Below are 22400 nucleotides of genomic sequence, written 5' to 3' on the forward strand. Positions count from 1 at the left end.
ATGAACGAATCGCACCCCCGTTTTGATACCGGCCGTTCGCGCGCGCTGTCCGCGTGCCGCGCCGCACTTGCTGCGCTCGTCGTCGCGCTGCCGCTCGTCGGCTTCGCGCCGCTTGCGCACGCGGACCGCGCCGACAAAGACAAGCCGCTGAACATCGAAGCGGACAACATGACTTACGACGACCTGCGGCAGGTCAGCATCTTCACCGGCCACGTGGTGGCCACCAAAGGGACGATCCTGATCAAGGCCGATCGCGTCGAAGTGTCGCAAGACCCGCAGGGCTACCAATTCGCGACCGGCACCTCGAGCGGCGGCAATCTGTCGTATTTCCGCCAGAAGCGCGAAGGGCTCGACGAATACATCGAGGGTACGGCGATCCGTATCGACTACGACGGCAAGCAGGATCTGACCACCCTGACCACCAACGCGACGGTGCGCCGCCTGCAGAGCATGACGACGCTGCTCGACCAGGTGCACGGTAGCGTGATCACCTACGACGGCCAGAACGACTTCTACACCGCGAAGTCAGGCAAGGACGTCGCCGGTCCGGGCAACCCGACCGGCCGCGTGCGCGCGATGCTGTCGCCGCGCAACGCCGGCGCCGCGCCGCTGACCGGCGCGTCGGCCACGCTCACGCCGTCCAACTCGATCCAGGGAGCGCCGAACCAGTGAGCACCATGAGCAGCACCATCGCGCCCCTCCCCCATCGGAAGCCGGCCGGCACCAGCAGTTCGCTGGTCGTGCGCAATCTGAAGAAGCGCTATGGCTCGCGCACGGTCGTCAAGGACGTGTCGCTCGACGTGAAGAGCGGCGAAGTGGTCGGCCTGCTCGGCCCGAACGGCGCCGGCAAGACCACGTCGTTCTACATGATCGTCGGCCTCGTGCCGCTCGATGCCGGCGAAATCGATCTGGACGGCAAGTCGATCAGCCTGCTGCCCATTCACAAACGCGCATCGCTCGGCCTGTCATATCTGCCGCAGGAAGCGTCGGTGTTCCGTAAGTTGAGCGTGGAGCAGAATATTCGCGCGGTGCTGGAATTGCAGCACGACGAAAACGGCAAGCGCCTCGGCAAAGACGTGATCACGTCACGCACCGAAGCGCTGCTCGACGAGCTTCAGATCGCGCATCTGCGTGAAAATCCGGCGCTGTCGCTGTCGGGCGGCGAGCGTCGTCGGGTTGAAATTGCGCGCGCGCTGGCAACCAATCCGAGCTTCATTCTGCTCGACGAACCGTTCGCCGGCGTCGACCCGATCGCGGTGCTGGAAATCCAGAAAATCGTCAAGTTCTTGAAGCAGCGCAATATCGGCGTCCTGATCACCGACCACAACGTGCGCGAAACGCTAGGTATCTGCGATCACGCGTACATCATCAGCGACGGCAGCGTGCTGGCCGCCGGCGCGCCTAGCGACATCATCGAAAACGAAAGCGTGCGGCGCGTCTATCTGGGCGAGCACTTCCGCATGTAAGCACGTACGGCGTCCCCGGCCAAGCGAGCGCGCGCGGCCGGCCGCGGCGCCATTTTTGCGGCACCCGCACATTCGTTGTCAGGCGGCGCAGGGTGGCGCCGCGCGGCGCGCCAAATTGGGCGTACCCAAAAATTGCGAGTGCCGCAAGGTATCGCGGTCGTGGCAAACTCTCTACAATGAATCTCAACTTGCCATGAAAGCCAGCCTCCAACTCCGCCTATCGCAGCATCTTGCGCTCACGCCGCAACTGCAACAGTCCATCCGGCTGCTTCAGTTGTCGACGCTCGAACTGCAGCAGGAAGTCGCCATGGCGATCTCGCAGAATCCGCTCCTCGAAAACGAAGACGAGTGGATCGCGAGCCCGTTGCGGGTGGCATCCGACGGTTCCGTGATCGCCCAGACACCGGGCTCCTCGACGCCGGCCGATCCGATGGCCGGCAACGGTTCGGCATCGTCCGAGGGCAACGGCGAGCGAGCCGAAAGCGGCGAGCCGCAGGGTGTCGACGAATACAATGGCCTTTCGGGCGACGGCGGCGGCGATACCTCGCAGTGGAACCTGGACGACTACGGCCGCTCCGGCAACGCGTCGGACGACGACGACCTGCCCCCGCTGCAAATCCACGAATCGAGCACGTCGCTGCGCGACCACCTGATGACGCAACTGCGCGTCACCCAGGCAAGCCAGCGCGACCGCGCGCTCATCACGTTCCTGATCGAATCGCTGGACGACGACGGCTATCTCGCCGCCACGCTCGAAGAAGTGCTGGCCGACCTGCCCGAAGAACTCGAAGTCGACGTCGACGAACTGAACGCCGCGCTTGCGCTGCTGCATAGCTTCGACCCATCGGGTGTCGGCGCGCGCTCCGCGTCCGAATGTCTGAAGCTGCAGTTGCTGCGGCTCGAGCCATCGCCCACGCGCACGCTTGCGCTAGACATTGTCAGCCATTACCTGGAACTGCTCGCCGCGCGCGATTTCACGCGGCTGCGCAAGCACCTTAAGGCCAGCGACGACGATCTGCGCGACGCGCATGTGCTGATCCGCTCGCTCGAACCATTTCCGGGCGCGGCCTACGGCAAGGCCGAAGCGGACTACGTGGTGCCCGACATCATGGTGCGCAAAACGGCACAGGGCTGGCTGGCGGAGCTGAATCCCGAGGTAGTGCCGAAGCTGCGGATTAACCATCTATACGCGAATATTCTGCGCAATAACCGCGGCGATCCGGGCAGTGGTTCGTTGCGCCAGCAACTGCAGGAAGCACGCTGGCTGATCAAAAATATCCAGCAGCGTTTCGAGACGATCCTGCGGGTTGCGCAGGCAATTGTCGAGCGTCAAAAGAGCTTTTTTGTGCACGGCGAAATTGCCATGCGCCCCTTGGTTTTGCGGGAAATAGCTGATACGCTGGGCCTACACGAGTCGACTGTCTCGCGTGTGACAACCGGCAAATACATGCTGACCCCATTCGGGACGCTGGAATTCAAGTACTTTTTCGGCTCACACGTTTCGACGGACACTGGCGGCGCGGCCTCCTCCACGGCCATTCGCGCGCTGATCAAACAACTGATAGGAGCGGAAAACCCGAAATCGCCACTTTCAGACAGTCGCATAGCCGAACTGCTGGCGGAACAGGGCTTCGTGGTCGCACGGCGTACCGTTGCGAAATACCGTGAGGCGCTCAAAATCCCGGCAGTCAACCTGCGCAAGTCTCTGTAGCCCGTCGCGTTTTGCAGCGGGCATTTACCGGCCGCTCCGCACCTGGCGGACAGGCCGGCCGCTGCGACCTGCCAGATGTCCGTCACCGGGGGGCGACACAGGCAAGCCGTCAGATCGACCGGACCTTTGTCATTGTGCGGACCAAGCGGCCATTAGCTTGGAGAAGCACTATGAATCTCAAGATCAGTGGACACCACCTCGAAGTAACGCCTGCGTTGCGCGAATACGTGATCACCAAACTGGACAGGGTGCTAAGACATTTCGATCAGGTCATCGACGGCAGTGTGGTCCTCTCGGTCGACAACCATAAGGAAAAGGACAAGCGTCAAAAGGTGGAAATCAACCTCCATCTGAAGGGTAAGGATATCTTCGTCGAGAGTTGTGACAGCGATTTGTACGCTGCAATCGATCTGATGATCGACAAGCTCGACAGGCAGGTGATACGCCACAAGGATCGTCTGCAAGGCCATCAGCACGAAGCGATCAAGTATCAGCCGGCGCCGCAACTGGACGTGCCGCCGCAATAGGAGAAATTAGAGGAAATTCCTCAATTCCCTTGAACTCGTCGAGCCGCCCGCGACCGGGCGGTTTTTCGTTTCAGCGCCCCGGTTCCCGCTCACCGCCGATGCGTCTCGCCGAGGCCGACCCCAACCATTCCCGCAGAGGTTTGCGCAGCGCGACACGTGCCGCGGCGCAAGCGCTGAAAAACCTGATATGCATAGATGGCGCGCCGCACCATCGGCCGTCACCCTGTTCTATAATGTTCCAGTTACCATCGGGGTCAAGCCAGCTCTGATGAAGTACGGCCGATCGAAATCTAACGCTTTCGCGATCGACTCTGACCGTCCGTCTTCGCCAGCATCGAACGAATGGAACGTCACTCAACCGCCCCGGTGGGGAGAACTCAGGCCACGTTTTCGCCTGTCAAAATGAATCGTTTAGCCAAATTTCTTCCCCTCGAGAACGTCGTCATCGGACTATCGGTCACCAGCAAGAAACGCGTGTTCGAGCAAGCGGGCCTGATCTTCGAGAACCAGAACGGCATCGCCCGCAGTACCGTCACAGACAATCTTTTTGCGCGAGAACGACTCGGCTCGACCGGGCTCGGCGAAGGCGTCGCGATCCCGCATGGGCGGATCAAGGGCCTCAAGCAGCCGCTCGCCGCATTCGTCAGACTCGCCGAACCGATCCCCTTCGAAGCGCCGGACGGCCAGCCGGTCTCGCTGCTGATCTTCCTGCTCGTCCCCGAACAGGCCACTCAACAGCACCTCGAAATTCTCTCCGAGATCGCTCAATTGCTGTCCGATCGCGACGCCCGCGAGCGGCTGCACACTGAAGAAGAACGCGAATCGTTGCATCGCCTGCTTACTCAGTGGCAACCTTGATGCAACGGCGGCGGTAGTTCATACGCGCCCGCACACGCAGCAAAGACCCGGCAAGCGGCTCACACTGGAGTCACTGACTCATGGATACGTCCAGCATCAACGCCCAAAGCATTTTCGACGACAACGCCGCCATGCTGAAGCTCAGCTGGCTCACGGGGCATGAAGGCTGGGAGCGCGGCTTTTCTTCGGAATCGGTCGCCAATGCCACGTCGAGCGCCGACCTCGTCGGCCACCTGAACCTGATCCACCCCAACCGGATCCAGGTGCTCGGCGACGCTGAAATCGACTACTACAAACGCCAGACCGACGAAGACCGCTCGCGCCACATGGCCGAGTTGATCGCGCTGGAGCCGCCGTTTCTCGTCGTCGCGGGCGGAGTCGCGGCGCCGCCGGAGCTGGTCCTGCGCTGCACGCGCTCGTCGACGCCGCTGTTCACGACGCCGACCTCGGCGGCCGCGGTGATCGATAGTCTGCGTCTTTACATGTCGCGCATTCTCGCGCCGCGCGCGACGCTGCACGGCGTGTTTCTCGACATCCTCGGCATGGGCGTGTTGCTGACCGGCGACTCGGGCCTCGGCAAGAGCGAGCTCGGCCTCGAACTGATCAGCCGAGGCCACGGTCTCGTCGCCGACGACGCTGTCGACTTCGTGCGCCTCGGCCCGGATTTCGTCGAAGGACGCTGTCCGCCGCTGCTGCAGAACCTGCTCGAAGTTCGCGGCCTCGGTCTGCTCGACATCAAGACGATCTTCGGTGAAACGGCGGTGCGCCGCAAAATGAAACTGAAGCTGATCGTGCAACTGGTGCGCCGCCCCGACGGCGAATTCCAACGACTGCCGCTGGAAAGCCAGACCGTCGACGTGCTCGGCCTACCGATCAGCAAGGTGACGATCCAGGTGGCCGCCGGCCGCAACCTCGCGGTGCTGGTCGAAGCGGCCGTGCGCAACACGATTCTGCAGCTGCGCGGTATCGACACGCTGCGCGATTTCATGGATCGGCAACGTCTCGCCATGCAGGATCCCGATAGCCAGTTTCCCGGCAAGCTGATCTGAAGCCCGCCACAGCGCCATGAAGCGCCCGCAAAAGGCAGGCCGCGGGCACGCGCATGGAGGCCAGATGCTATGATGAAATCTACGCTTTCGACGACTCCATGCGCATAATCCTGATCACCGGTATCTCCGGCTCCGGCAAATCGGTTGCCCTGAACGCGCTCGAAGACGCGGGTTATTACTGCGTCGATAATCTGCCGCCGCGTTTCCTGCAGCAACTCGCCACCTACCTCGCCGCGGACGGCCAGGATCGTCTCGCGGTCGCGATCGACGCGCGCTCCGGTTCGTCGCTCGACGAAATGCCCGCGATGATCCGCGACCTCAAGCGCTCGCACGACGTGCGCGTGCTGTTCCTGAGCGCGAGCACGCAGTCGCTGATTCAACGCTTTTCCGAAACGCGTCGCCGCCATCCGCTGTCCGGCTCGCCCGCGCACGACGCGGACGTTGGCCTGCTCACGTCGCTCGCCGAAGCGATCGAACGCGAGCGCGAACTGGTCGCGGGACTTGCCGAATTCGGCCATCAGATCGACACGAGCAATCTGCGCGCGAACGTGCTGCGCGCATGGGTCAAGCGCTTCATCGAACAGGAGGACGCGGGGCTCGTGCTGATGTTCGAGTCGTTCGGCTTCAAGCGCGGCGTACCGCTCGACGCGGATTTCGTATTCGACGTACGCACGCTGCCGAACCCATACTACGATCATGAATTGAGGCCGCTCACCGGCCTCGACAAACCGGTCATGGATTTTCTCGATGCGCAGCCGGTCGTCCACGAGATGATCGACGACATCGAGAAGTATCTGTCCAAGTGGCTGCCGCATTTCCGCGACGACAATCGCAGCTACCTGACCGTCGCAATCGGTTGCACGGGCGGCCAGCACCGCTCGGTATTTATCGCGGAGACGCTTGCCGCGCGTCTCGCAACATCGGCGAATGTGATTGTGCGGCACCGCGATGCGCCGGTCGACGTCGGCGAATCATCGAAGCTGGTGGCTTAACCGGCCGCATCGCGCGGCCTTAACCCGAAGCGTTGCGCCATGTCCTCTACGCCTACTGTGTACGCCGATTTGCCGCTGTTTCCGCTGCATACGGTGCTATTTCCCGATGGCTTGCTGCCGCTCAAAATCTTCGAAGCGCGCTACCTCGACATGGCGCGCGACTGTCTGCGCGAAAAAACACCGTTCGGCGTTTGCATGCTGAAAAGCGGCGCGGAAGTCGCGCGCGAGGAAGAACCTTCGGTACCTGAAACGATCGGCTGTCTCGCCGAAATCGACGAGTGCGACGTCGATGCATTCGGCATGCTGCTGATTCGCGCGCGCGGCACGACGCGCTTTCGTCTGTTATCGCATCGCGTCGAAGCGAGCGGTCTGCTGGTCGGCATGGCTGAGCCGCTCGCCGATGATCTCCCGCTCGAGGGCAATGAGCTATTGGCCAAATTCGGCGCGTGCGCGGAAGTGCTCGAGCGGATCATCGCAACGATCCGCGAACGCGATCCGGACAGCCTACCGTTCGCCGAGCCGTTCCGGCTCGACGATCCGTCGTGGGTGTCGAACCGTCTCGCCGAGGTGCTGCCAATCGCGTTACGCGCACGGCAAAAGCTGATGGAATTAACCGATGCCGGCGCGCGCATCGACGTCGTGCATCACTACATGCAACAGCATCAGTTGCTGTGAAATCCTGAAGTCGTGAAGGCTGCCGCGCCGGACCCAAGTCGCCCGCTCAGCACCTCCGATCCATTCCGCTAGAGCAACGAACCATGCAGACTGGCGAGCAGCTTGCGCACCGGCGCCGGCACGCCGAACGAATCCAGATCGCTGAGCGCAACCCATGCGGTGTCCGCATCGTTGAGCGCGGCCAGGGCGCCGACACCGCGATCGAACTCCGCAAGCCGCGGTTCGATATCGAGCTTGAAATGCGTGAATACGTGTGAGAACGACGCGAGCGCGGACACTTCGCCGTCGCCGCCGAACGCGCGCGCCCGCTCGGCCAGCGATGCTTCGTCGGCAGCTTCGGGCAGACTCCACAGACCACCCCAGATGCCCGACGGTGGACGCCGCTCGAGCATCACCGCATTGCCGTCGCGCAGCAGCAGCATCCACGTACGGCGTGTCGGCACCGCTTTCTTCGGGCGCGCGGTCGGCAATTCACGTTTACGTCCGGTGACGTTGGCAACGCAGTCCGGCGCGAACGGACAGCGCGAGCAATGGGGTTTGCCGCGCACGCACAATGTCGCGCCGAGATCCATCAAGCCCTGCGTGTACCCGCTGAGCTCCGCGTTCGACGCATTCGACGGCAGCAGTGATTCCGCGAGCGTCCACATTGCGTTCTCGACTTTCTTCTCGCCCGGAAAGCCTTCGACGCCGAATACGCGCGCGAGCACGCGCTTCACGTTGCCGTCGAGAATCGTCGCGCGCGCGCCGAACGCGAACGACGCGATCGCCGCGGCCGTCGAGCGGCCAATGCCGGGCAACTCGGCGAGCTCATCGACCAACGCGGGAAACGCGCCGCCATGCTGCTCGACGACGACCTGCGCGCAGCGATGCAGATTGCGCGCGCGCGTGTAGTAGCCGAGGCCGGCCCACAGCGCCATCACGTCATCGGACGGCGCGGCGGCGAGCGCGGCGACATCCGGGAAACGCGCGAGAAATTTCGCGTAGTACGGAATCACCGTCGACACCTGGGTCTGCTGCAGCATGATCTCGGACAGCCAGATGCGATACGGATCGCGCGTGTTCTGCCACGGCAGATCGTGGCGGCCGTGCTGGCGCTGCCACGCGATCAGCCGCGCGGAAAACTCGGACATCGGCGCAAACGCGGGCGTGGTGTCGGACGCGCTGGAGCGCGCGCCGGTCGTTGGGGTCAGGCGGGAAGGCATCGAGAATCTAGCGCTGGCAAGTGGGACAGAAGTACGTGGAGCGTTGCCCCTGCACGATCTGTTTGATTGGCGTTCCACACACGCGGCATGGCAGGCCCGCACGATCATAGACGAAGTAGTCGAGCTGAAAATAGCCGCTTTCGCCGTCGCTGCCGACGAAATCGCGCAGCGTGCTGCCGCCCTTGTCGATCGCGGCGGCGAGCGTCACGCGCACGGCATCGGCCAGCAGTTCATAACGCACGAGCGACACGCGGCCCGCCGCGGTGGTCGGCCGGATGCCCGCGCGAAACAGACTCTCCGACGCGTAGATATTGCCCACGCCGACCACGATGTCCCCCGCCAGCAGCGCCTGCTTCACCGACACCTTGCGCCCGCGCGTCACCCGATGCATCAGCGCGCCCGAAAAAGCCGGCGAGAAAGGCTCGACGCCAAGGCTCGCGAGCAGCGGATGTTCGAGGATGTCGCCTGCTTCGCGCGGATGCCATAGCACCGCGCCGAAGCGGCGGGGATCACGATAGCGCAGGATAAAGTCGTCGAAGATCCAGTCGACATGATCGTGCTTCGCCGCGGCAGGCGGATGCGGCACATGACGCAGAACGCGCAACGTGCCCGTCATACCGAGGTGGACGATGAACCACCCAGCGTCGATTTCGAACAGCAAATACTTGCCGCGTCGCCCGACTTTGCGCACCACGTGGCCGCGCAAGGTTTTCGCAAGGTCGGCCGGAATTGGCCAGCGCAGCGCGGCCGTCCGCACGTCGACGCGCTCAACCTTGCGCCCGGACACATACGGTTCGATCCCCCGTCGGGTAACCTCGACTTCTGGCAACTCTGGCATGGCTGATTGGTCTGCTACTTGCGTGAGTGGTTGTGCGCGTATTGTAGCGAGCGCGTTACAATCGACTGAAACATTGAACGGATTTCCATGAACGTGTCCTTCGTGAAGCTGCTATCAAAGCGCCGCGCGCGCGTGTCCAACGTGCCGCTCGCCGTGTCCGCTCGCCGGATGCTCGGTGCGGCCGCGCTCGGATTGTGGGCGCTGGCCGCCGTGCCCGCGCATGCGCAGGACCCGTCGCCGGATTCCGACGACACGTCGGTCACGATGCCGGACTTGCTGGGTCCGGCAACACCTGAAGACGAAAAGTCGCTGCCCGGCGTGCCGCTGTCGAGCCAGATCGTCTTCCAGGTGCTGGCCGCCGAGATCGCGCTGCAGCGCGACCAGCCGGCACCGGCCTATCAGACCTACCTCGCGCTCGCGCGCGACACTCACGACCCGCGCATGGCGCAACGCGCCACCGAAATAGCGCTGGCGGCGCAGAGCCCGTCGGACGCGCTCGCCGCCGCGCAACTGTGGCAACAGTACGCGCCGAGTTCGGAACGCGCCGCCCAGCTCGACGCGTCGCTGCTCGTGCTGTCTGGCAAGCCCGACGATGCGTCGCCGATCCTGTCGCAAGAACTGGCGAAGGTACCCGAGGAAAATCGCGGCAGCGCGATCCTCGCGCTGCAACTGCTGTTGTCGCGCGGCCCGAACCGCGTCGGTGGCCTGCACGTGTTGCAGGACCTGCTGAAGAACGACATGAACCGGCCGGAGGCGCAACTGGCCCTCGCGCGTCAGCAGCTGCTGGCCGACGACGCGCCGGGCGCGCACAAGTCGCTCGAGCAGGCGCTCACGATCAAGCCCGACTATCTGCCGGCGGCGTTGATGCTGTCGCAAATGGGTCCGGAGGAGCGCAAGGAAGGCATCGCGTCGCTCGAAAAGTACGTGCAGCAGAATCCGAAATCGCATGACGCACGGCTCGCGCTGGCGCAGATGTATCTTGCCAGCGACCGTCTCGACGACGCGCAGAAGCAGTTCGAGCTGATGCGCAAGGCAAACCCCAACGACTTGACACCGCTGATGGCCCTCGCGCTGATCAAGATCCAGCAGAAGAATCTCCCCGAAGCGCAGACGTATCTGATGCAGTACGCGCAGCAGGCCGAGAAGACGCCGGGTGTCGATGCGGGCCAGGCCTACATCTACCTCGCGCAGCTAGCGCTCGAACAGAAGAATGAGGCGGCCGCGAGCGACTGGCTGAACAAGATCTCGCCAGCGAGTCAACAATACCTGGCCGCGCAGATTACCGGCGCGCAACTGCTCGCGAAACAGGGCAAGACCGAGGAGGCGCGCCAGTTGCTCTCCAACTTGCAGACCTCCGATCCGCGTGATGTGGCGCTGATCGCGCGCACCGATGCGGCGATCCTGTTCGACGCGAAGCGCTACCCGGAGGCCGAAGCGCGTCTGCAGCAAGCCACGGCGAACTTTCCCGACGACCCCGACCTCACCTATGACTACGCGATGGCCGCCGAGAAAACCGGCCATTACGACATCATGGAAGCGCAGCTGCGCAAGCTGATCCAGACGCAGCCGGACAATCCGCAGGCGTATAACGCGCTCGGCTATTCGCTCGCAGATCGCAACCAGCGCCTGCCAGAGGCGGACAAGCTGGTCGAGAAGGCCTCGGCGCTCGCACCGAACGATGCGTTCATCATGGACAGCGTCGGCTGGGTCAAGTACCGGATGGGTGACACGGCCGATGCGATCAAGCTGCTGCGCAAGGCATACAGCCTCCAGCCGAACGCGGAAATCGGCGCGCACCTCGGCGAAGTGCTGTGGAAGGCCGGCGAGCAGGAACAGGCGCGCGCCGCGTTTCGCGAGGCTCGCAAGCTCGAACCCGACAACGAGACTCTCGTCAAAACGTTGCAACGTCTTCAGGTAAACAATCTTTGATGCGTCTTTCCCGTTTGATTTCTTTTTCCAGGGCGCCTCGCGGCAGCGCGGTTGGTTTCGCGGCGGCGGCGGTTGTCGCGCTGGCCGGCTGCGCGTCGGTGAAGCCGCAGGGGCCGTCCACGTCGAACGCCGCCACCGAAGTCACCGCGCAGACGAGCCGCTCGTATCAGGGCCGCTTCGCGATCCAATACAACGATCAGAACGGCCAGCAGCGCAACGCTTACGGCAATTTCTCGTGGCAGGAAACGGGCGACACCGTCACGCTGCAGTTGCGCAATCCGCTTGGCCAGACGCTGGCCATCGTGACTTCGTCGCCGGCTTCGGCCACGCTCGAATTGCCGAACCGCCAGCCGCTCACCGCCGATAACGTGTCGACGCTGATGCAGAACGCGCTCGGCTTCACGCTGCCGGTCGAAGGGTTGCGCTACTGGCTGCAACCGTCGCCGGCGCCGACTTCGCGCGCGAAGACCGAGAAGGATCCGGAGCAACCGTCGCGCCTGAAGCAGATCACCCAGGACGGCTGGACGATCGACTATGTGGCCTATGCCGATGCACCAGCCACCGGCGTGAAGCGCCTCAATCTGAGCCGCTCGGAGCCGCCACTCGACATCAAGCTCGTGCTGGATCAGTGAGTCGTTCTTGCTGGGCCTTTTGTCCCAGCATCCGCTCACGTAACCTTGCTACCCGTTTGGCGCCACCGTGGCGCATGTAGCCTTCACTCATGATCGAAACAACCAATTCGCTGCGCGACTGTCTCGCGCCAGCGAAACTCAATCTCTTCCTGCACATCACCGGCCGTCGGCCAGATGGTTATCACACGCTGCAGACGGTCTTCCAGTTGCTTGACTGGGGCGACACGCTGCACTTCACGCGACGCGACGACGGTCTCATCACGCGCCGCACCGAAATCGCCGACGTGCCACCCGAACATGACCTGACCGTACACGCCGCGACGTTGCTGAAGGTACATACGGGCTCCCGCGAAGGCGTCGATATCGAAATCGACAAGCGCCTGCCGATGGGCGCGGGCCTCGGCGGCGGCAGTTCCGATGCGGCGACGACGCTGCTCGCGCTCAATCGCCTGTGGAAGCTCGATCTGCCACGTCAGGAGTTGCAGGATCTTGCGTTGAAACTCGGCGCGGACGTGCCTTTCTTCGTATTTGGAAAAAATGCGTTTGCGGAGGGTGTCGGAGAATCATTGGACGTTGTACAATTGCCGCCGCGTCACTTCCTGGTAGTGACGCCGAGGGTGCAGGTTCCGACTGCAGCGATTTTTTCCGAAAAAGCGTTGACAAGAGATACAAAACCCCTCAAAATTACGGACTTTCCTGCAGAACACAGCTGCAACACTGAATGGCCAGAAAGCTTCGGCCGGAATGACATGCAGCAGGTTGTCGTAGGAAAGTACGCGGAAGTAGCGCAAGTGTTGCGGTGGTTTGAAAGCATCGCGCCAGCGCGGATGTCCGGATCGGGTGCCAGCGTTTTTGCAGCGTTCCGTAGCAAAGCTGAAGCAGAAGCGGCGCAAGCCAAACTGCCCGGCGAGTGGAACAGTGCAGTAGCAGCGGGCTTGGATCAGCATCCACTCTTTGCTTTCGCGTCATAAGTTTTGCATCGTCGAACGAAACTCCACGTTCGACGGAGCTCAAAGTTAGTGTAGGGGAGTCGCCAAGCTGGTTAAGGCACCGGATTTTGATTCCGGCATGCAAAGGTTCGAATCCTTTCTCCCCTGCCAAAAATTCTCGTAGTTCGCTGTAGTTCGCATTTCTCCCGCCCCCAGCCTGAAGTAGGTGCACGATGAGCAGCCATGACGGCCTGATGGTTTTTACTGGCAACGCAAATCCCGCGCTTGCACAGGAAGTCGTCAAAAACCTCGGTATTCCCCTCGGCAAAGCAATGGTTAGCCGTTTCTCGGACGGTGAAATCCAAGTCGAGATTCAGGAAAACGTGCGCGGCAAGGATGTCTTCGTCCTGCAATCCACGTGCGCACCGACTAACGACAATCTGATGGAACTGATGATCATGGTCGATGCGCTCAAGCGCGCATCCGCAGGCCGGATCACCGCAGCCATCCCCTACTTCGGTTATGCCCGTCAGGATCGTCGCCCGCGTTCGGCGCGAGTCGCCATCTCGGCTAAGGTCGTGGCAAACATGCTGGAAATCGCCGGCGTCGAGCGGATCATCACGATGGATCTGCACGCCGACCAGATTCAAGGCTTCTTCGACATCCCGGTCGACAACATCTACGCAACGCCCGTGCTACTCGGGGATTTGCGCAAGCAGAACTACGACAACCTGATGGTAGTTTCGCCGGACGTCGGCGGTGTGGTCCGCGCTCGTGCATTGGCGAAGCAACTCAATTGCGATCTCGCAATCATCGACAAGCGTCGCCCGAAGGCGAACGTCGCCGAAGTGATGAACATCATCGGTGAAGTCGAAGGCCGCACCTGCGTGATCATGGACGACATGGTCGACACGGCTGGCACGCTGTGCAAGGCCGCGCAGGTTCTGAAGGAACGCGGCGCGAAGCAGGTATTCGCGTACGCCACCCACCCGGTTCTGTCGGGCGGCGCGGGTGAGCGTATTGCCGCTTCCGCACTCGACGAACTCGTTGTCACGGACACGATTCCGCTCGGCGAAGAAGCCCGTTCGTGCGCGAAGATCCGTTCGCTGACGAGCGCCGGTTTGCTCGCCGAAACGTTCTCGCGCATCCGCCGCGGCGATTCGGTGATGTCGCTGTTCGCTGAGAGTTAAGCATTTGCGAAGACACCGGGTACCGCTTCATGCGACACGCGGCGTTTTTGCACAATCGGCATGAACGAACGAAGGTTCTTGCCGCTATCCTGGGCCTCAGCCATTACGGCTTCGAGGCCCTGTTTTTACTGCCTGGTCGCGGGCAGTGCATTGGAGATTCAACATGAAAGTAGTCGCTTTCGAGCGTTCCCTGCAAGGTACGGGTGCGAGCCGCCGCCTGCGTAACTCGGGCAAGACCCCGGGTATCGTTTATGGCGCCGGTGCTGACACGCAACTGATCGAACTCGATCACAACGCCCTGTGGCACGCGCTGAAGAAAGAAGTTTTCCACTCGTCGATCCTCGATCTGGAAGTGGCAGACAAGTCGCAACAGGTTCTGCTGCGCGACGTGCAATACCACCCGTTCCGTCAGCTCGTGCTGCACGTGGACTTCCAGCGCGTCGACGCGACGAAGAAGCTGCACACCAAGGTGCCGCTGCACTTCTTGAACCAGGAAACCAACCCGGCAGTGAAGCTGTCGAGCGCGGTGATTTCGCACATCCTCAACGAAATCGAAATCGAGTGCTTGCCGTCGGCACTGCCGGAGTTCATCGAAGTCGACCTCGCGAAGATCGAAGCAGGTCAATCGGTTCACGCGAAGGACATCCCGTTGCCGGCAGGTGTGGCGCTCGTGGCCCACGTCGACGCGGAAAACCCGGTGGTCGCTGCTGCAACGATCCCGGCTGGCGCAATCGCTGAAGACGCTGCTGCTGCTGAAGGTGGCGAAACGCCGGCTGCTTAAGAGCCTTCCGGTTCGAAGCAAGCAATCCTCTCGATCCGTTTCCTATGAAACGGTCGATGTGACCCGCCGAGGTTCGCCCTGGCGGGTTTTTTTTCGGCTTTTCTAGTCCGGTACGTTTCACTTCCGGACTTGGTGGACTCACGCAATCATGATCAAGCTGATCGTCGGGCTCGGCAATCCGGGCGCCGAATACACCGCGACGCGTCACAACGCCGGCTGCTGGCTGGTCGATCAACTCGCGCGCGAGGCCGGCACCGCACTGCGCGACGAGCGGCGCTTTCACGGCTTTTACGCGAAAGCGCGGTTGCATGGCGAGGAAGTGCATCTGCTCGAGCCGCAAACCTACATGAACCGCTCTGGTCAATCGGTCGTCGCGCTCGCGCAATTCTTCAAGATTCTTCCCGACGAGATCCTCGTCGCGCACGACGAGCTCGACATGCCACCCGGCAGCGTCAAGCTGAAGCTCGGCGGCGGCAGCGGCGGGCATAATGGGCTGAAGGACATCAGCGCGCATCTGTCGTCGCAGCAATACTGGCGGCTGCGGATCGGCATCGGCCATCCGCGCGATCTGATTCCCGAAAGCGCGCGCGCCGGCGCGAAGCCGGACGTCGCGAACTATGTGCTGAAGCCGCCGCGGCGAGAAGAGCAGGAGGTCATCGACGCGTCGATCGAACGCGCGCTCGCGGTGATGCCGCAGATCATCAAGGGCGAGCTCGAACGCGCAATGATGCAACTGCATCGCAACAACAGCTGACGCGCGCCACACTCATCGACACCCGCAATCGGCCCCGCAAGGAGAATCGCTTGAGCCGCTACTGGAGCGACATCGTTCACCGTCTGACGCCGTACGTGCCGGGCGAGCAGCCCGCGCTCGCGCATCCGGTGAAGCTGAATACCAACGAGAATCCGTATCCGCCGTCGCCGCGGGTGCTAGACGCGATCCGCCGCGAGCTCGGCGACACGGCCGACGCACTGCGCCGCTATCCCGATCCGAGCGCACGCAAGCTGCGCGAAACGGTCGCCGCGTATCACGGCATCCGCGCCGAGCAGGTGTTCGCGGGCAACGGCTCGGACGAGGTACTCGCGCTAACGTTCCAGGCCTTGCTCAAGCACGACAAGCCGCTGCTGTTTCCCGACATCGCTTACAGCTTCTATCCGACCTACGCGAAGCTGTTCGAGGTCGACTACCGGACCATCCCCCTCGACGACAGCTTCGCGATCAACGTCGACGACTACACGGTGCCCAACAGCGGCATCCTGTTTCCGAATCCGAACGCGCCGACCGGCCGGCCGCTGCCGCTCGCGGAAATCGAACGCCTCGTCGCGAGCCATCCTGATTCGGTCGTGGTGATTGACGAAGCGTATGTCGACTTCGGCGCCGAGTCGGCGATTGCGCTGATCGCGCGCTATCCGAATCTGCTTGTCGTGCAGACCGTGTCGAAGTCGCGTTCGCTCGCCGGCATGCGCGTCGGCTTTGCGTTCGGCGATCCGGCGTTGATCGATGCGCTCAATCGCGTGAAGGACAGCTTCAATTCGTACCCGCTCGACCGCCTCGCGCAAGTCGCGGCCACCGCCGCCTACGAAGACGACGCGTGGTTTCGCGAATGCTGCGCGAAGGTGATCGCGAGCCGCGAACGGCTTGCGGCGGAATTGACCGCGCTCGGCTTCGAGGTGGTGCCATCGGCGACGAATCTGCTGTTCGCGCGGCATGAGGGGTACGACGCGGCGACGCTCGCGTCGCGGCTGCGGCATAAGGAAATTTTCGTGCGGCATTTCAACGCGCCGCGCATCGACCAGCATTTGCGGATCTCGGTCGGCACCGACGCCGAATGCGACATACTGCTCGACGCTTTGCGCGGCATTTTCAGCGCTTACGTCGGATAACGGAAACGCCGCCCCCAAAAGAAAACGGCGAAGGCCCGCACGCCTTCGCCGTTTTCTTTTGCGCGTCTCCCGCGAACGTCAGGTGCCCTTGGCGGCCTGCAACGCGTGATATTTCGCCATCAAACCTTCGGGCGTTTCCAGGTGGTTCGGGTCACGCGGAATGCACTCGACCGGACACACCTGAACGCATTGCGGCTCGTCGAAATGACCGACGCACTCGGTGCACTTCTTCGGGTCGATCACATAGATTTCCGGGCCCATCGAAATCGCGTCGTTCGGGCACTCGGGCTCGCAGACGTCGCAATTGATGCACTCGTCGGTAATCATCAGGGCCATGCCGCCACCAACTTTGCTAGAGAAAACAATACATTATAGCTTTTTCGCCCCCGCACGGCCGTGCAATCCCACGCCAGGATCATGGACGGCTGCGCTTCTCGGCCAGGTAGCCTTCGTCGCAAACTGGTTGGCGTATGCGCTGTTCAACGCCAACTGGATGCTGAACATGCCATTCGACACGCGGGAATTGCCGGGCTGTTTCGGCAAGAGGGCCAGCAGTGCCTTCATCACATACAGAATGATTAGCGCGCCGGCCAGATCACCCACAAACATCGTGAAGAAGCTTTCGAACCAGTTCTTCGTCGTACCGGCCAGCGCGAACCACAGGTGGTGAAACAGCGTATTTGCTCCCGAATAGGCGACAGCCAGAACAAGCAGCCGCTTCGGCGTCAGGTTCGTCAGCGATGCGCGCAGATCGAAATACTCGAGCGCAAACCTGTAGACCAGATACGGTGCCAATGACCCAAGCAAAGCGCCTGCTATTGCACGCACCGGGTCATGCGGAAACCAGTACAGAAAGTCTGTAATCAGTCCGGCAAGCAGCAGGCCGATTGCACCATCGAACCCAACCAGCAACGTGCTGAGAAGCCGAACACCAGACGGCAGGAAAATCCAGTTGACGCCTCGCACGAAAGACGTGTGCGTAAACACCTCCTGATTGATCCACAGCGACGCCAGGAACGCGATCAGGGTCCCAGCGATCGACCAAAAATGCAAACGTAAGCTAGACATTGCGGTAAGCCATCCTCGGTTGCTTTTGCCGAATGCATCATAGCGTGCCCGTATGGCGTTCCGCGAGCACAAGCAGCAGGCTTTCGGTCACAGATATCGTGACGCTCACGGAAAAAATTTCACGAGGCCCTCAAGTTCTGCGCGACGCGACCGAAAACCCATGTATAGCTTTATGCCCGGCTCGACAAGCATGCAGAGCCGCGTCCATATTGATATGCTTTTTATAGCGATGAACCTGAGAGAACAGGCTGGAACGGAACGCGCTATCCGGACGAACCGGTGGCTATCGGCACGCCGACCAGTAGGCCGCCCGCCTGCTGCATGGCTCGCATGCTATCCCGTCTTTCAAGATGCGTTGCTCGGCTGCGAAACAAGGTTGGGGGCGCTTCCTGACTTCGTCAGGCGCGCTGCTTTGGAAAGGCTGGGTGGCTCCAATTATTCGTGTGTGCCCACTTCAGTACTTGATGAAGTCCGCGCCTCTTACCTGGAACTTCGCAGCACATGCGTCGCAGAAGAAGTACGTCGATACCTGTCTGATACCGAGGACAGTCTGCTGGCGTCACACGAATCGTCGGACGCCCTTGAAACCCTGACGGCGGGAATGCCGCGGATGCTGGTTCCGCCTGTCGCTCGCCCTCCGTGTCTGCTGAGTTCTGGCAACGGAATGTTTCTCGGGGGCTGGGCGCGGTTTGTGGCGTACTGGTGTCGGAAAGACCCAACGATTCCGCTACTCGCGGTAGATTGGCCGATCCTCTACGAGCACGTAGCGCCCTACAGCCTTCGCCACTTGATCGACGATCCTGGTTTTGCATCGACCGGTTGAATCCGCCTTCGGAAAGCAGCCAATCGTCCTCCAGCGACGGCTCGAGTTGATCACCCGCACGAACCTTGGCAACGCGCGACTTTATCGTTATAGTTTTTGTAACGGCCAAACCTGAGAGAAATGGTTCGCGTGGAACTCGATGTGCGTGAAGACTTCCTGGTCGATCCAGAGCGACAGCGCGAACGCGATGGCCGTGCCCGCGACCGGGAGCACACCCAAACGTAAGCTGGACATGGAGATAAAATAGAGAAGCCCGGTTGTCGCAGGGCATCAAGGTTCGCTTTCCGCGCTCGGGTGAGCGGCGTTTTCGTTGGAGCGATGGTCATGAGCCGCCCTGCTGATATCTATCTTCGATTTCTTCAATTGACCGAAGCACTGCGAGGTCTTCCCTCACTTCCCGCGCTCGATCCGCTCGAAGAAAAGATCCTGGAGTTCGTTGCTCGCATGAGGCAAAAAAACGAACGCCTGTCGGTTCGAGACATGATGGCCCAAAGTGCGCTGGGGTCGCCGGCTACCTTGCATGCCCGTATCACGTCAATGCGCGAAAAGGGCTGGCTCCTGCTCAACGACACCGAAGACGCTCGCCGCAAACAGGTCGAGCTGACGCCCGCGGCCCTCCGGCACTTCGACAAACTTGCCGAGGCGTTCACGAAAGCTGCGAAGGGAAGCTGACATTGTTCTGCTTCGGTTAAGCCGACACTATCCGGTTAGGAAAAACTCCTCATTCCTCTTGCAATGCCCGTCTGGTTGCTCCGCTCCGGCAATTCCACGTATGCGGCACCTGTCACCCTGTTGAAATCCATCGTACCGTACTGGTGCGCTTCGTCAGTTCATACTCGGCGAATTGGACAAAGGTATATCGATTGCCCACACCCGTGACGTTTTCCGGATAGGGTCCCGTAGGAACCTGACAAGCCGGCGTGACTATTGATGATCGCCCCGTTTGCGATGAAGAGACAATTCTTGTTCTTCGCATCATCATTGACATCGCAGCTTGCGCGAACCATCGAATACACCGATGCCCGTGCATAACGACAGGATTGACGTTCGCCGCCAATACGGCTCGCCAACATTACTTGGAACAGCCGACCGATGCACCTGGCGCCGATCACCGAGGCCTGGCCGGTCTTGATCCGTCAAAACCGGCATTCGCGCGACTCAGGCTCAGGTCCCCTGAGCGCCGTCCTGCGGATCCAGCGAAGCGACCTTCTCCTTCAGCCATTTTTCGACGGACGGGAACACGAACTTGCTGACGTCGCCGCCCAATTGCGCGATCTCGCGCACGATCGTGCCCGAGATGAACTGATACTGATCGGACGGCGTCATGAACATCGTCTCGACGTCGGGCAGCAGATAACGGTTCATGCCCGCCATCTGGAACTCGTACTCGAAGTCCGACACCGCGCGCAGCCCCCTGACGATCACCCGCGCGTTGTTGGTCCGCACGAAGTCCTTCAGCAGTCCCTTGAAGCTCATCACCTGGACGTTCGGATAGTGGCCGAGCACCTCATGCGCAATCGCGAGGCGCTCCTGGAGAGTGAAAAACGGCTTCTTGGCACGGCTGTCGGCCACACCCACCACCAGCGTGTCGAAAATGCTCGACGCGCGCCGAACGAGGTCTTCGTGACCGCGCGTCAGCGGGTCGAACGTGCCCGGGTACACGGCGACTACCATGAGACTTCTCCTCTCTTCAGACAAAAGGGCACGTCCGGGCGACGCATTTCGCACCGGCGCGGATGACGATAAACCGCCCGGCCCTTTTTTGGAACGCGCATTATTCCTTATTTTCGCGCTGCAGCAAATGAAAGTGCACAGCGCCCGCTTTGCCCTGCCGAACGAGTTCCCAGCCTGACAGCGGCTCGTGCGCGGCCGGTTCGAGCGCTTCGCCGGCCTCGACATAAAGATAGCCGTCGGCGCGCACGAGCGGCACGGCCACCGCGAGCGCCTTGCCGAGCAGGTCGGCATCGAACGGCGGATCGAGGAACACGACGTCGAACGAGCTTGGCGCGAGACTCGCCGCAAGACGCAGGCCGTCCGCCTCGGCGATTTCGATCATGCGTGCATCGAGCCGCTGCTGGTTTGCGCGCAACTGGCCGGCAGCGCGCGCATGGCGCTCCACCATCAGCACGCGAGCGGCGCCGCGCGACGCGGCCTCGAAGCCGAGCGCCCCACTACCAGCGAACAGATCGAGGCAGTGCTGGCCGTCCAGACGCTGGCCGAGCCAGTTGAACAGCGTTTCGCGGACGCGGTCGGGCGTCGGGCGCAAGCCGTCCAGATCGAGCACGGGCAGCGGCGTGCGTTTCCAGTCGCCGCCGATGATGCGAATGGCATGCGGTTTGCCACTTTTGGACGAAGCGCCAGCGGCGCGTGAAGGTGCTAAACGAGGCATGCAGTATCGTGCAGTTTCAGCTAGGTGATGAACACGCCCGCGGCGTCGATGCGCGTGGGCCGGAGCGCTCACGTTACCACAGGGTTGGCGCGCGTCCAGCTTGGCCGAGAGGCCGATACGACGCGCCGCGGCACGCCTGATAAAATGTGCGGCTGCCAGCGCCCCGCCTTTTCGCATCCCGGCGCTGCCCACCGCTTCGCCGGTCCCGTGCCGGCTGCGCGCATCGGCGCGCTCTCCCATACGTCAGATCATGTTCAGCTTTTTCAAACGATTCAAGGGCTCGAAAGAGTCCGATACCGCCGCAGACGAATCGCTGGCGGCGCAAGACGGCGCGGCACCCGAGGCCGAGGCCGCGCCCGTTGCGCCCGCCGAACCCATCGAGCCCACCGCGCCCCCCGTTCCTCCTGTGGCCACGACGATCATCGAGCCGCAGCCCGAGCCGCCAGACGCCATGCTCGACACCGTCGAAATCGTCCCGCCGCCCGTGCAGGATGCCGGCGCGAAGCGCTCGTGGCTTACGCGTCTGAAGAGCGGCCTCGCGAAAACCAGTTCGAACCTGACCGGCATTTTCGTCGGCACGAAGATCGACGAGGACCTGTACGAGGAACTCGAAACCGCGCTGCTGATGTCTGACGCCGGCGTAGAGGCGACCGAATTCCTGCTCGAAGCGCTGCGCGAAAAAGTGCGCGGCGAACGCCTGACGGCCCCCCTGCAGGTCAAAACCGCCTTGCGCACACTGCTCGTCGAGTTGCTCAAGCCGCTCGAAAAATCGCTGATGCTCGGCCGCGCGCAGCCGCTCGTGATGATGATCGCCGGCGTCAACGGCGCGGGCAAAACCACGAGCATCGGCAAGCTCGCGAAGCATCTGCAGAGCTTTGACCAATCGGTGCTGCTCGCCGCCGGCGACACGTTCCGCGCCGCCGCGCGCGAGCAACTCGCCGTGTGGGGCCAGCGCAACAACGTGACCGTGGTCGCGCAGGAAAGCGGCGACCCGGCCGCGGTGATCTTCGACGCGGTCGGCGCCGCGCGCGCGCGCAGGATCGACGTGATGATGGCCGACACGGCCGGCCGCCTGCCCACGCAACTGCATCTGATGGAAGAACTGCGCAAGGTGAAGCGCGTGATTGGCAAGGCGCAGGACGGCGCGCCGCACGAAGTGCTGCTCGTGATCGACGCGAACACCGGCCAGAACGCGCTCACCCAGGTCAAGGCGTTCGACGACGCGCTCGGGCTCACCGGCCTGATCGTCACCAAGCTCGACGGCACCGCGAAGGGCGGCATCCTCGCGGCGATCGCGCGGCAGCGGCCGATTCCGGTGTATTTCATCGGCGTCGGCGAAAAGGTCGAGGATCTGCAGCCGTTCAGCGCGGAGGAGTTCTCGGACGCGCTACTGGGCGGCTGATCGCGTGATCGTTGCGGCGCTCGGCGCTCGCGGCGAACCAAAGGAAAAGGGCACT

Annotated in this window: 24 protein-coding genes, 1 tRNA gene and 1 pseudogene; 19 read left to right on the forward strand and 7 right to left on the reverse strand. The window is 62.2% G+C overall.

The window, feature by feature from the left end; all coding sequences use genetic code 11:
* The 8 genes from lptA to F6X37_RS20770 all read left to right on the forward strand — a co-directional run bounded on the left by lptA (position 1) and on the right by F6X37_RS20770 (position 7278).
* Positions 1–672: a lipopolysaccharide transport periplasmic protein LptA gene (gene lptA / locus F6X37_RS20735; protein ID WP_184062477.1), complete on the forward strand. Its 672-nt coding sequence runs from the start codon at positions 1–3 to the stop codon at positions 670–672.
* 17 nt (positions 673–689) lie between these two features.
* Positions 690–1466: an LPS export ABC transporter ATP-binding protein gene (lptB, locus tag F6X37_RS20740; protein ID WP_090805577.1), complete on the forward strand. Its 777-nt coding sequence runs from the start codon at positions 690–692 to the stop codon at positions 1464–1466.
* A gap of 193 nt (positions 1467–1659) precedes the next feature.
* A complete protein-coding gene (locus F6X37_RS20745; protein WP_184062763.1) occupies positions 1660–3177 on the forward strand; it encodes an RNA polymerase factor sigma-54 in 1518 nt (505 codons plus the stop codon).
* A 170-nt stretch (positions 3178–3347) separates the two neighbouring features.
* Positions 3348–3704 carry a ribosome hibernation-promoting factor, HPF/YfiA family gene (gene hpf / locus F6X37_RS20750; protein WP_027199628.1) on the forward strand — a complete coding sequence of 119 codons (357 nt, stop codon included), beginning with the start codon at positions 3348–3350 and terminating at the stop codon, positions 3702–3704.
* Between the two features lie 342 nt (positions 3705–4046).
* Complete coding sequence (locus F6X37_RS20755) at positions 4047–4562, forward strand: PTS sugar transporter subunit IIA (RefSeq protein ID WP_184026940.1); 516 nt, start codon at positions 4047–4049, stop codon at positions 4560–4562.
* Between the two features lie 80 nt (positions 4563–4642).
* Positions 4643–5611, forward strand: coding sequence for an HPr(Ser) kinase/phosphatase (gene hprK, locus F6X37_RS20760; protein WP_008921706.1), 969 nt, complete (start codon positions 4643–4645; stop codon positions 5609–5611).
* Positions 5612–5709: 98 nt separating this feature from the next.
* The gene (gene rapZ, locus F6X37_RS20765; RefSeq protein WP_041734268.1) at positions 5710–6603 is read left to right on the forward strand and encodes an RNase adapter RapZ; all 894 of its coding nucleotides are present in this window, start codon (positions 5710–5712) and stop codon (positions 6601–6603) included.
* A gap of 39 nt (positions 6604–6642) precedes the next feature.
* Positions 6643–7278, forward strand: coding sequence for an LON peptidase substrate-binding domain-containing protein (locus F6X37_RS20770; RefSeq protein ID WP_090802941.1), 636 nt, complete (start codon positions 6643–6645; stop codon positions 7276–7278).
* A 68-nt stretch (positions 7279–7346) separates the two neighbouring features.
* Here F6X37_RS20770 and mutY read toward each other — a convergent pair whose 3' ends face one another.
* Positions 7347–8480: an A/G-specific adenine glycosylase gene (mutY, locus tag F6X37_RS20775; RefSeq protein WP_187612605.1), complete on the reverse strand. Its 1134-nt coding sequence runs from the start codon at positions 8478–8480 to the stop codon at positions 7347–7349.
* Positions 8481–8487: 7 nt separating this feature from the next.
* Entirely contained in the window at positions 8488–9318 is an 831-nt protein-coding gene (gene mutM, locus F6X37_RS20780) for a bifunctional DNA-formamidopyrimidine glycosylase/DNA-(apurinic or apyrimidinic site) lyase (RefSeq protein ID WP_187612606.1), read from the reverse strand.
* Between the two features lie 87 nt (positions 9319–9405).
* On the opposite strand from mutM, the gene F6X37_RS20785 reads away from it, so the two are divergent.
* The 8 genes from F6X37_RS20785 to hisC all read left to right on the forward strand — a co-directional run bounded on the left by F6X37_RS20785 (position 9406) and on the right by hisC (position 16663).
* Positions 9406–11247 carry a tetratricopeptide repeat protein gene (locus tag F6X37_RS20785; RefSeq protein ID WP_187612607.1) on the forward strand — a complete coding sequence of 614 codons (1842 nt, stop codon included), beginning with the start codon at positions 9406–9408 and terminating at the stop codon, positions 11245–11247.
* Positions 11247–11879 carry a lipoprotein insertase outer membrane protein LolB gene (gene lolB, locus F6X37_RS20790; protein WP_090802938.1) on the forward strand — a complete coding sequence of 211 codons (633 nt, stop codon included), beginning with the start codon at positions 11247–11249 and terminating at the stop codon, positions 11877–11879. The genes F6X37_RS20785 and lolB overlap by 1 nt, the downstream gene beginning before the upstream one ends.
* Before the next feature lie 89 nt (positions 11880–11968).
* Positions 11969–12850: a 4-(cytidine 5'-diphospho)-2-C-methyl-D-erythritol kinase gene (ispE, locus tag F6X37_RS20795; RefSeq protein WP_187612608.1), complete on the forward strand. Its 882-nt coding sequence runs from the start codon at positions 11969–11971 to the stop codon at positions 12848–12850.
* 52 nt (positions 12851–12902) lie between these two features.
* Positions 12903–12979, forward strand: a tRNA-Gln gene (locus F6X37_RS20800).
* Positions 12980–13041: 62 nt separating this feature from the next.
* Complete coding sequence (locus tag F6X37_RS20805) at positions 13042–13998, forward strand: ribose-phosphate pyrophosphokinase (protein WP_008921698.1); 957 nt, start codon at positions 13042–13044, stop codon at positions 13996–13998.
* Positions 13999–14161: 163 nt separating this feature from the next.
* Positions 14162–14779, forward strand: a complete 618-nt coding sequence (locus tag F6X37_RS20810) for a 50S ribosomal protein L25/general stress protein Ctc (protein ID WP_184062487.1) — start codon at positions 14162–14164, stop codon at positions 14777–14779.
* Positions 14780–14927: 148 nt separating this feature from the next.
* Entirely contained in the window at positions 14928–15533 is a 606-nt protein-coding gene (pth, locus tag F6X37_RS20815) for an aminoacyl-tRNA hydrolase (protein WP_090802935.1), read from the forward strand.
* A gap of 50 nt (positions 15534–15583) precedes the next feature.
* A complete protein-coding gene (gene hisC / locus F6X37_RS20820; RefSeq protein ID WP_187612609.1) occupies positions 15584–16663 on the forward strand; it encodes a histidinol-phosphate transaminase in 1080 nt (359 codons plus the stop codon).
* Between the two features lie 78 nt (positions 16664–16741).
* Here hisC and F6X37_RS20825 read toward each other — a convergent pair whose 3' ends face one another.
* Together F6X37_RS20825 and F6X37_RS20830 are read right to left on the reverse strand one after the other, a co-directional pair.
* Complete coding sequence (locus F6X37_RS20825) at positions 16742–16999, reverse strand: YfhL family 4Fe-4S dicluster ferredoxin (protein ID WP_184062491.1); 258 nt, start codon at positions 16997–16999, stop codon at positions 16742–16744.
* A 33-nt stretch (positions 17000–17032) separates the two neighbouring features.
* The gene (locus tag F6X37_RS20830; RefSeq protein WP_262419977.1) at positions 17033–17731 is read right to left on the reverse strand and encodes a hypothetical protein; all 699 of its coding nucleotides are present in this window, start codon (positions 17729–17731) and stop codon (positions 17033–17035) included.
* A gap of 160 nt (positions 17732–17891) precedes the next feature.
* Here F6X37_RS20830 and F6X37_RS20835 point away from each other — a divergent pair, with 160 nt between their 5' ends.
* Both F6X37_RS20835 and F6X37_RS20840 read left to right on the forward strand, forming a co-directional pair.
* Positions 17892–18554 (forward strand): hypothetical protein, encoded by a 663-nt coding sequence (locus F6X37_RS20835; RefSeq protein WP_187612610.1) that lies wholly within the window; start codon positions 17892–17894, stop codon positions 18552–18554.
* Between the two features lie 324 nt (positions 18555–18878).
* Complete coding sequence (locus tag F6X37_RS20840; protein WP_184053954.1) at positions 18879–19226, forward strand: winged helix-turn-helix domain-containing protein; 348 nt, start codon at positions 18879–18881, stop codon at positions 19224–19226.
* 35 nt (positions 19227–19261) lie between these two features.
* Here F6X37_RS20840 and F6X37_RS37005 read toward each other — a convergent pair.
* From F6X37_RS37005 to rsmD, 3 genes and pseudogenes are all read right to left on the reverse strand, one after another.
* Positions 19262–19422, reverse strand: a pseudogene (locus F6X37_RS37005) (porin); the annotation flags it as partial.
* A gap of 296 nt (positions 19423–19718) precedes the next feature.
* Positions 19719–20228 (reverse strand): pantetheine-phosphate adenylyltransferase, encoded by a 510-nt coding sequence (gene coaD, locus F6X37_RS20845; RefSeq protein WP_062125937.1) that lies wholly within the window; start codon positions 20226–20228, stop codon positions 19719–19721.
* 100 nt (positions 20229–20328) lie between these two features.
* Complete coding sequence (gene rsmD / locus F6X37_RS20850; protein WP_187612641.1) at positions 20329–20943, reverse strand: 16S rRNA (guanine(966)-N(2))-methyltransferase RsmD; 615 nt, start codon at positions 20941–20943, stop codon at positions 20329–20331.
* Between the two features lie 250 nt (positions 20944–21193).
* Between rsmD and ftsY the strand changes: the two genes are divergently transcribed.
* Complete coding sequence (ftsY, locus tag F6X37_RS20855; protein ID WP_187612611.1) at positions 21194–22345, forward strand: signal recognition particle-docking protein FtsY; 1152 nt, start codon at positions 21194–21196, stop codon at positions 22343–22345.
* Positions 22346–22400 lie beyond the last annotated feature (55 nt).

The sequence above is a fragment of the Paraburkholderia sp. 31.1 genome (assembly GCF_014397645.1).
GTDB classification, from domain to species: domain Bacteria; phylum Pseudomonadota; class Gammaproteobacteria; order Burkholderiales; family Burkholderiaceae; genus Paraburkholderia; species Paraburkholderia tuberum.

What these genes read in the sequence shown, in the direction of transcription:
- F6X37_RS20805 (WP_008921698.1), top strand. Translation starts at nt 13,042, where the DNA reads ATGAGCAGCCATGACGGCCTGATGGTTTTTACTGGCAACGCAAATCCC.
- F6X37_RS20840 (WP_184053954.1), top strand. Translation starts at nt 18,879, where the DNA reads ATGAGCCGCCCTGCTGATATCTATCTTCGATTTCTTCAATTGACCGAA.
- F6X37_RS20830 (WP_262419977.1), bottom strand. Translation starts at nt 17,731, where the DNA reads ATGTCTAGCTTACGTTTGCATTTTTGGTCGATCGCTGGGACCCTGATC.
- mutY (WP_187612605.1), bottom strand. Translation starts at nt 8,480, where the DNA reads ATGCCTTCCCGCCTGACCCCAACGACCGGCGCGCGCTCCAGCGCGTCC.
- F6X37_RS20745 (WP_184062763.1), top strand. Translation starts at nt 1,660, where the DNA reads ATGAAAGCCAGCCTCCAACTCCGCCTATCGCAGCATCTTGCGCTCACG.
- rsmD (WP_187612641.1), bottom strand. Translation starts at nt 20,943, where the DNA reads ATGCCTCGTTTAGCACCTTCACGCGCCGCTGGCGCTTCGTCCAAAAGT.
- F6X37_RS20755 (WP_184026940.1), top strand. Translation starts at nt 4,047, where the DNA reads ATGGAACGTCACTCAACCGCCCCGGTGGGGAGAACTCAGGCCACGTTT.
- hprK (WP_008921706.1), top strand. Translation starts at nt 4,643, where the DNA reads ATGGATACGTCCAGCATCAACGCCCAAAGCATTTTCGACGACAACGCC.
- ftsY (WP_187612611.1), top strand. Translation starts at nt 21,194, where the DNA reads ATGTTCAGCTTTTTCAAACGATTCAAGGGCTCGAAAGAGTCCGATACC.
- F6X37_RS20785 (WP_187612607.1), top strand. Translation starts at nt 9,406, where the DNA reads ATGAACGTGTCCTTCGTGAAGCTGCTATCAAAGCGCCGCGCGCGCGTG.
- ispE (WP_187612608.1), top strand. Translation starts at nt 11,969, where the DNA reads ATGATCGAAACAACCAATTCGCTGCGCGACTGTCTCGCGCCAGCGAAA.
- mutM (WP_187612606.1), bottom strand. Translation starts at nt 9,318, where the DNA reads ATGCCAGAGTTGCCAGAAGTCGAGGTTACCCGACGGGGGATCGAACCG.
- hpf (WP_027199628.1), top strand. Translation starts at nt 3,348, where the DNA reads ATGAATCTCAAGATCAGTGGACACCACCTCGAAGTAACGCCTGCGTTG.
- lptA (WP_184062477.1), top strand. Translation starts at nt 1, where the DNA reads ATGAACGAATCGCACCCCCGTTTTGATACCGGCCGTTCGCGCGCGCTG.
- F6X37_RS20835 (WP_187612610.1), top strand. Translation starts at nt 17,892, where the DNA reads ATGTATAGCTTTATGCCCGGCTCGACAAGCATGCAGAGCCGCGTCCAT.
- coaD (WP_062125937.1), bottom strand. Translation starts at nt 20,228, where the DNA reads ATGGTAGTCGCCGTGTACCCGGGCACGTTCGACCCGCTGACGCGCGGT.
- lolB (WP_090802938.1), top strand. Translation starts at nt 11,247, where the DNA reads ATGCGTCTTTCCCGTTTGATTTCTTTTTCCAGGGCGCCTCGCGGCAGC.
- F6X37_RS20825 (WP_184062491.1), bottom strand. Translation starts at nt 16,999, where the DNA reads ATGGCCCTGATGATTACCGACGAGTGCATCAATTGCGACGTCTGCGAG.
- F6X37_RS20770 (WP_090802941.1), top strand. Translation starts at nt 6,643, where the DNA reads ATGTCCTCTACGCCTACTGTGTACGCCGATTTGCCGCTGTTTCCGCTG.
- F6X37_RS20810 (WP_184062487.1), top strand. Translation starts at nt 14,162, where the DNA reads ATGAAAGTAGTCGCTTTCGAGCGTTCCCTGCAAGGTACGGGTGCGAGC.
- pth (WP_090802935.1), top strand. Translation starts at nt 14,928, where the DNA reads ATGATCAAGCTGATCGTCGGGCTCGGCAATCCGGGCGCCGAATACACC.
- rapZ (WP_041734268.1), top strand. Translation starts at nt 5,710, where the DNA reads ATGCGCATAATCCTGATCACCGGTATCTCCGGCTCCGGCAAATCGGTT.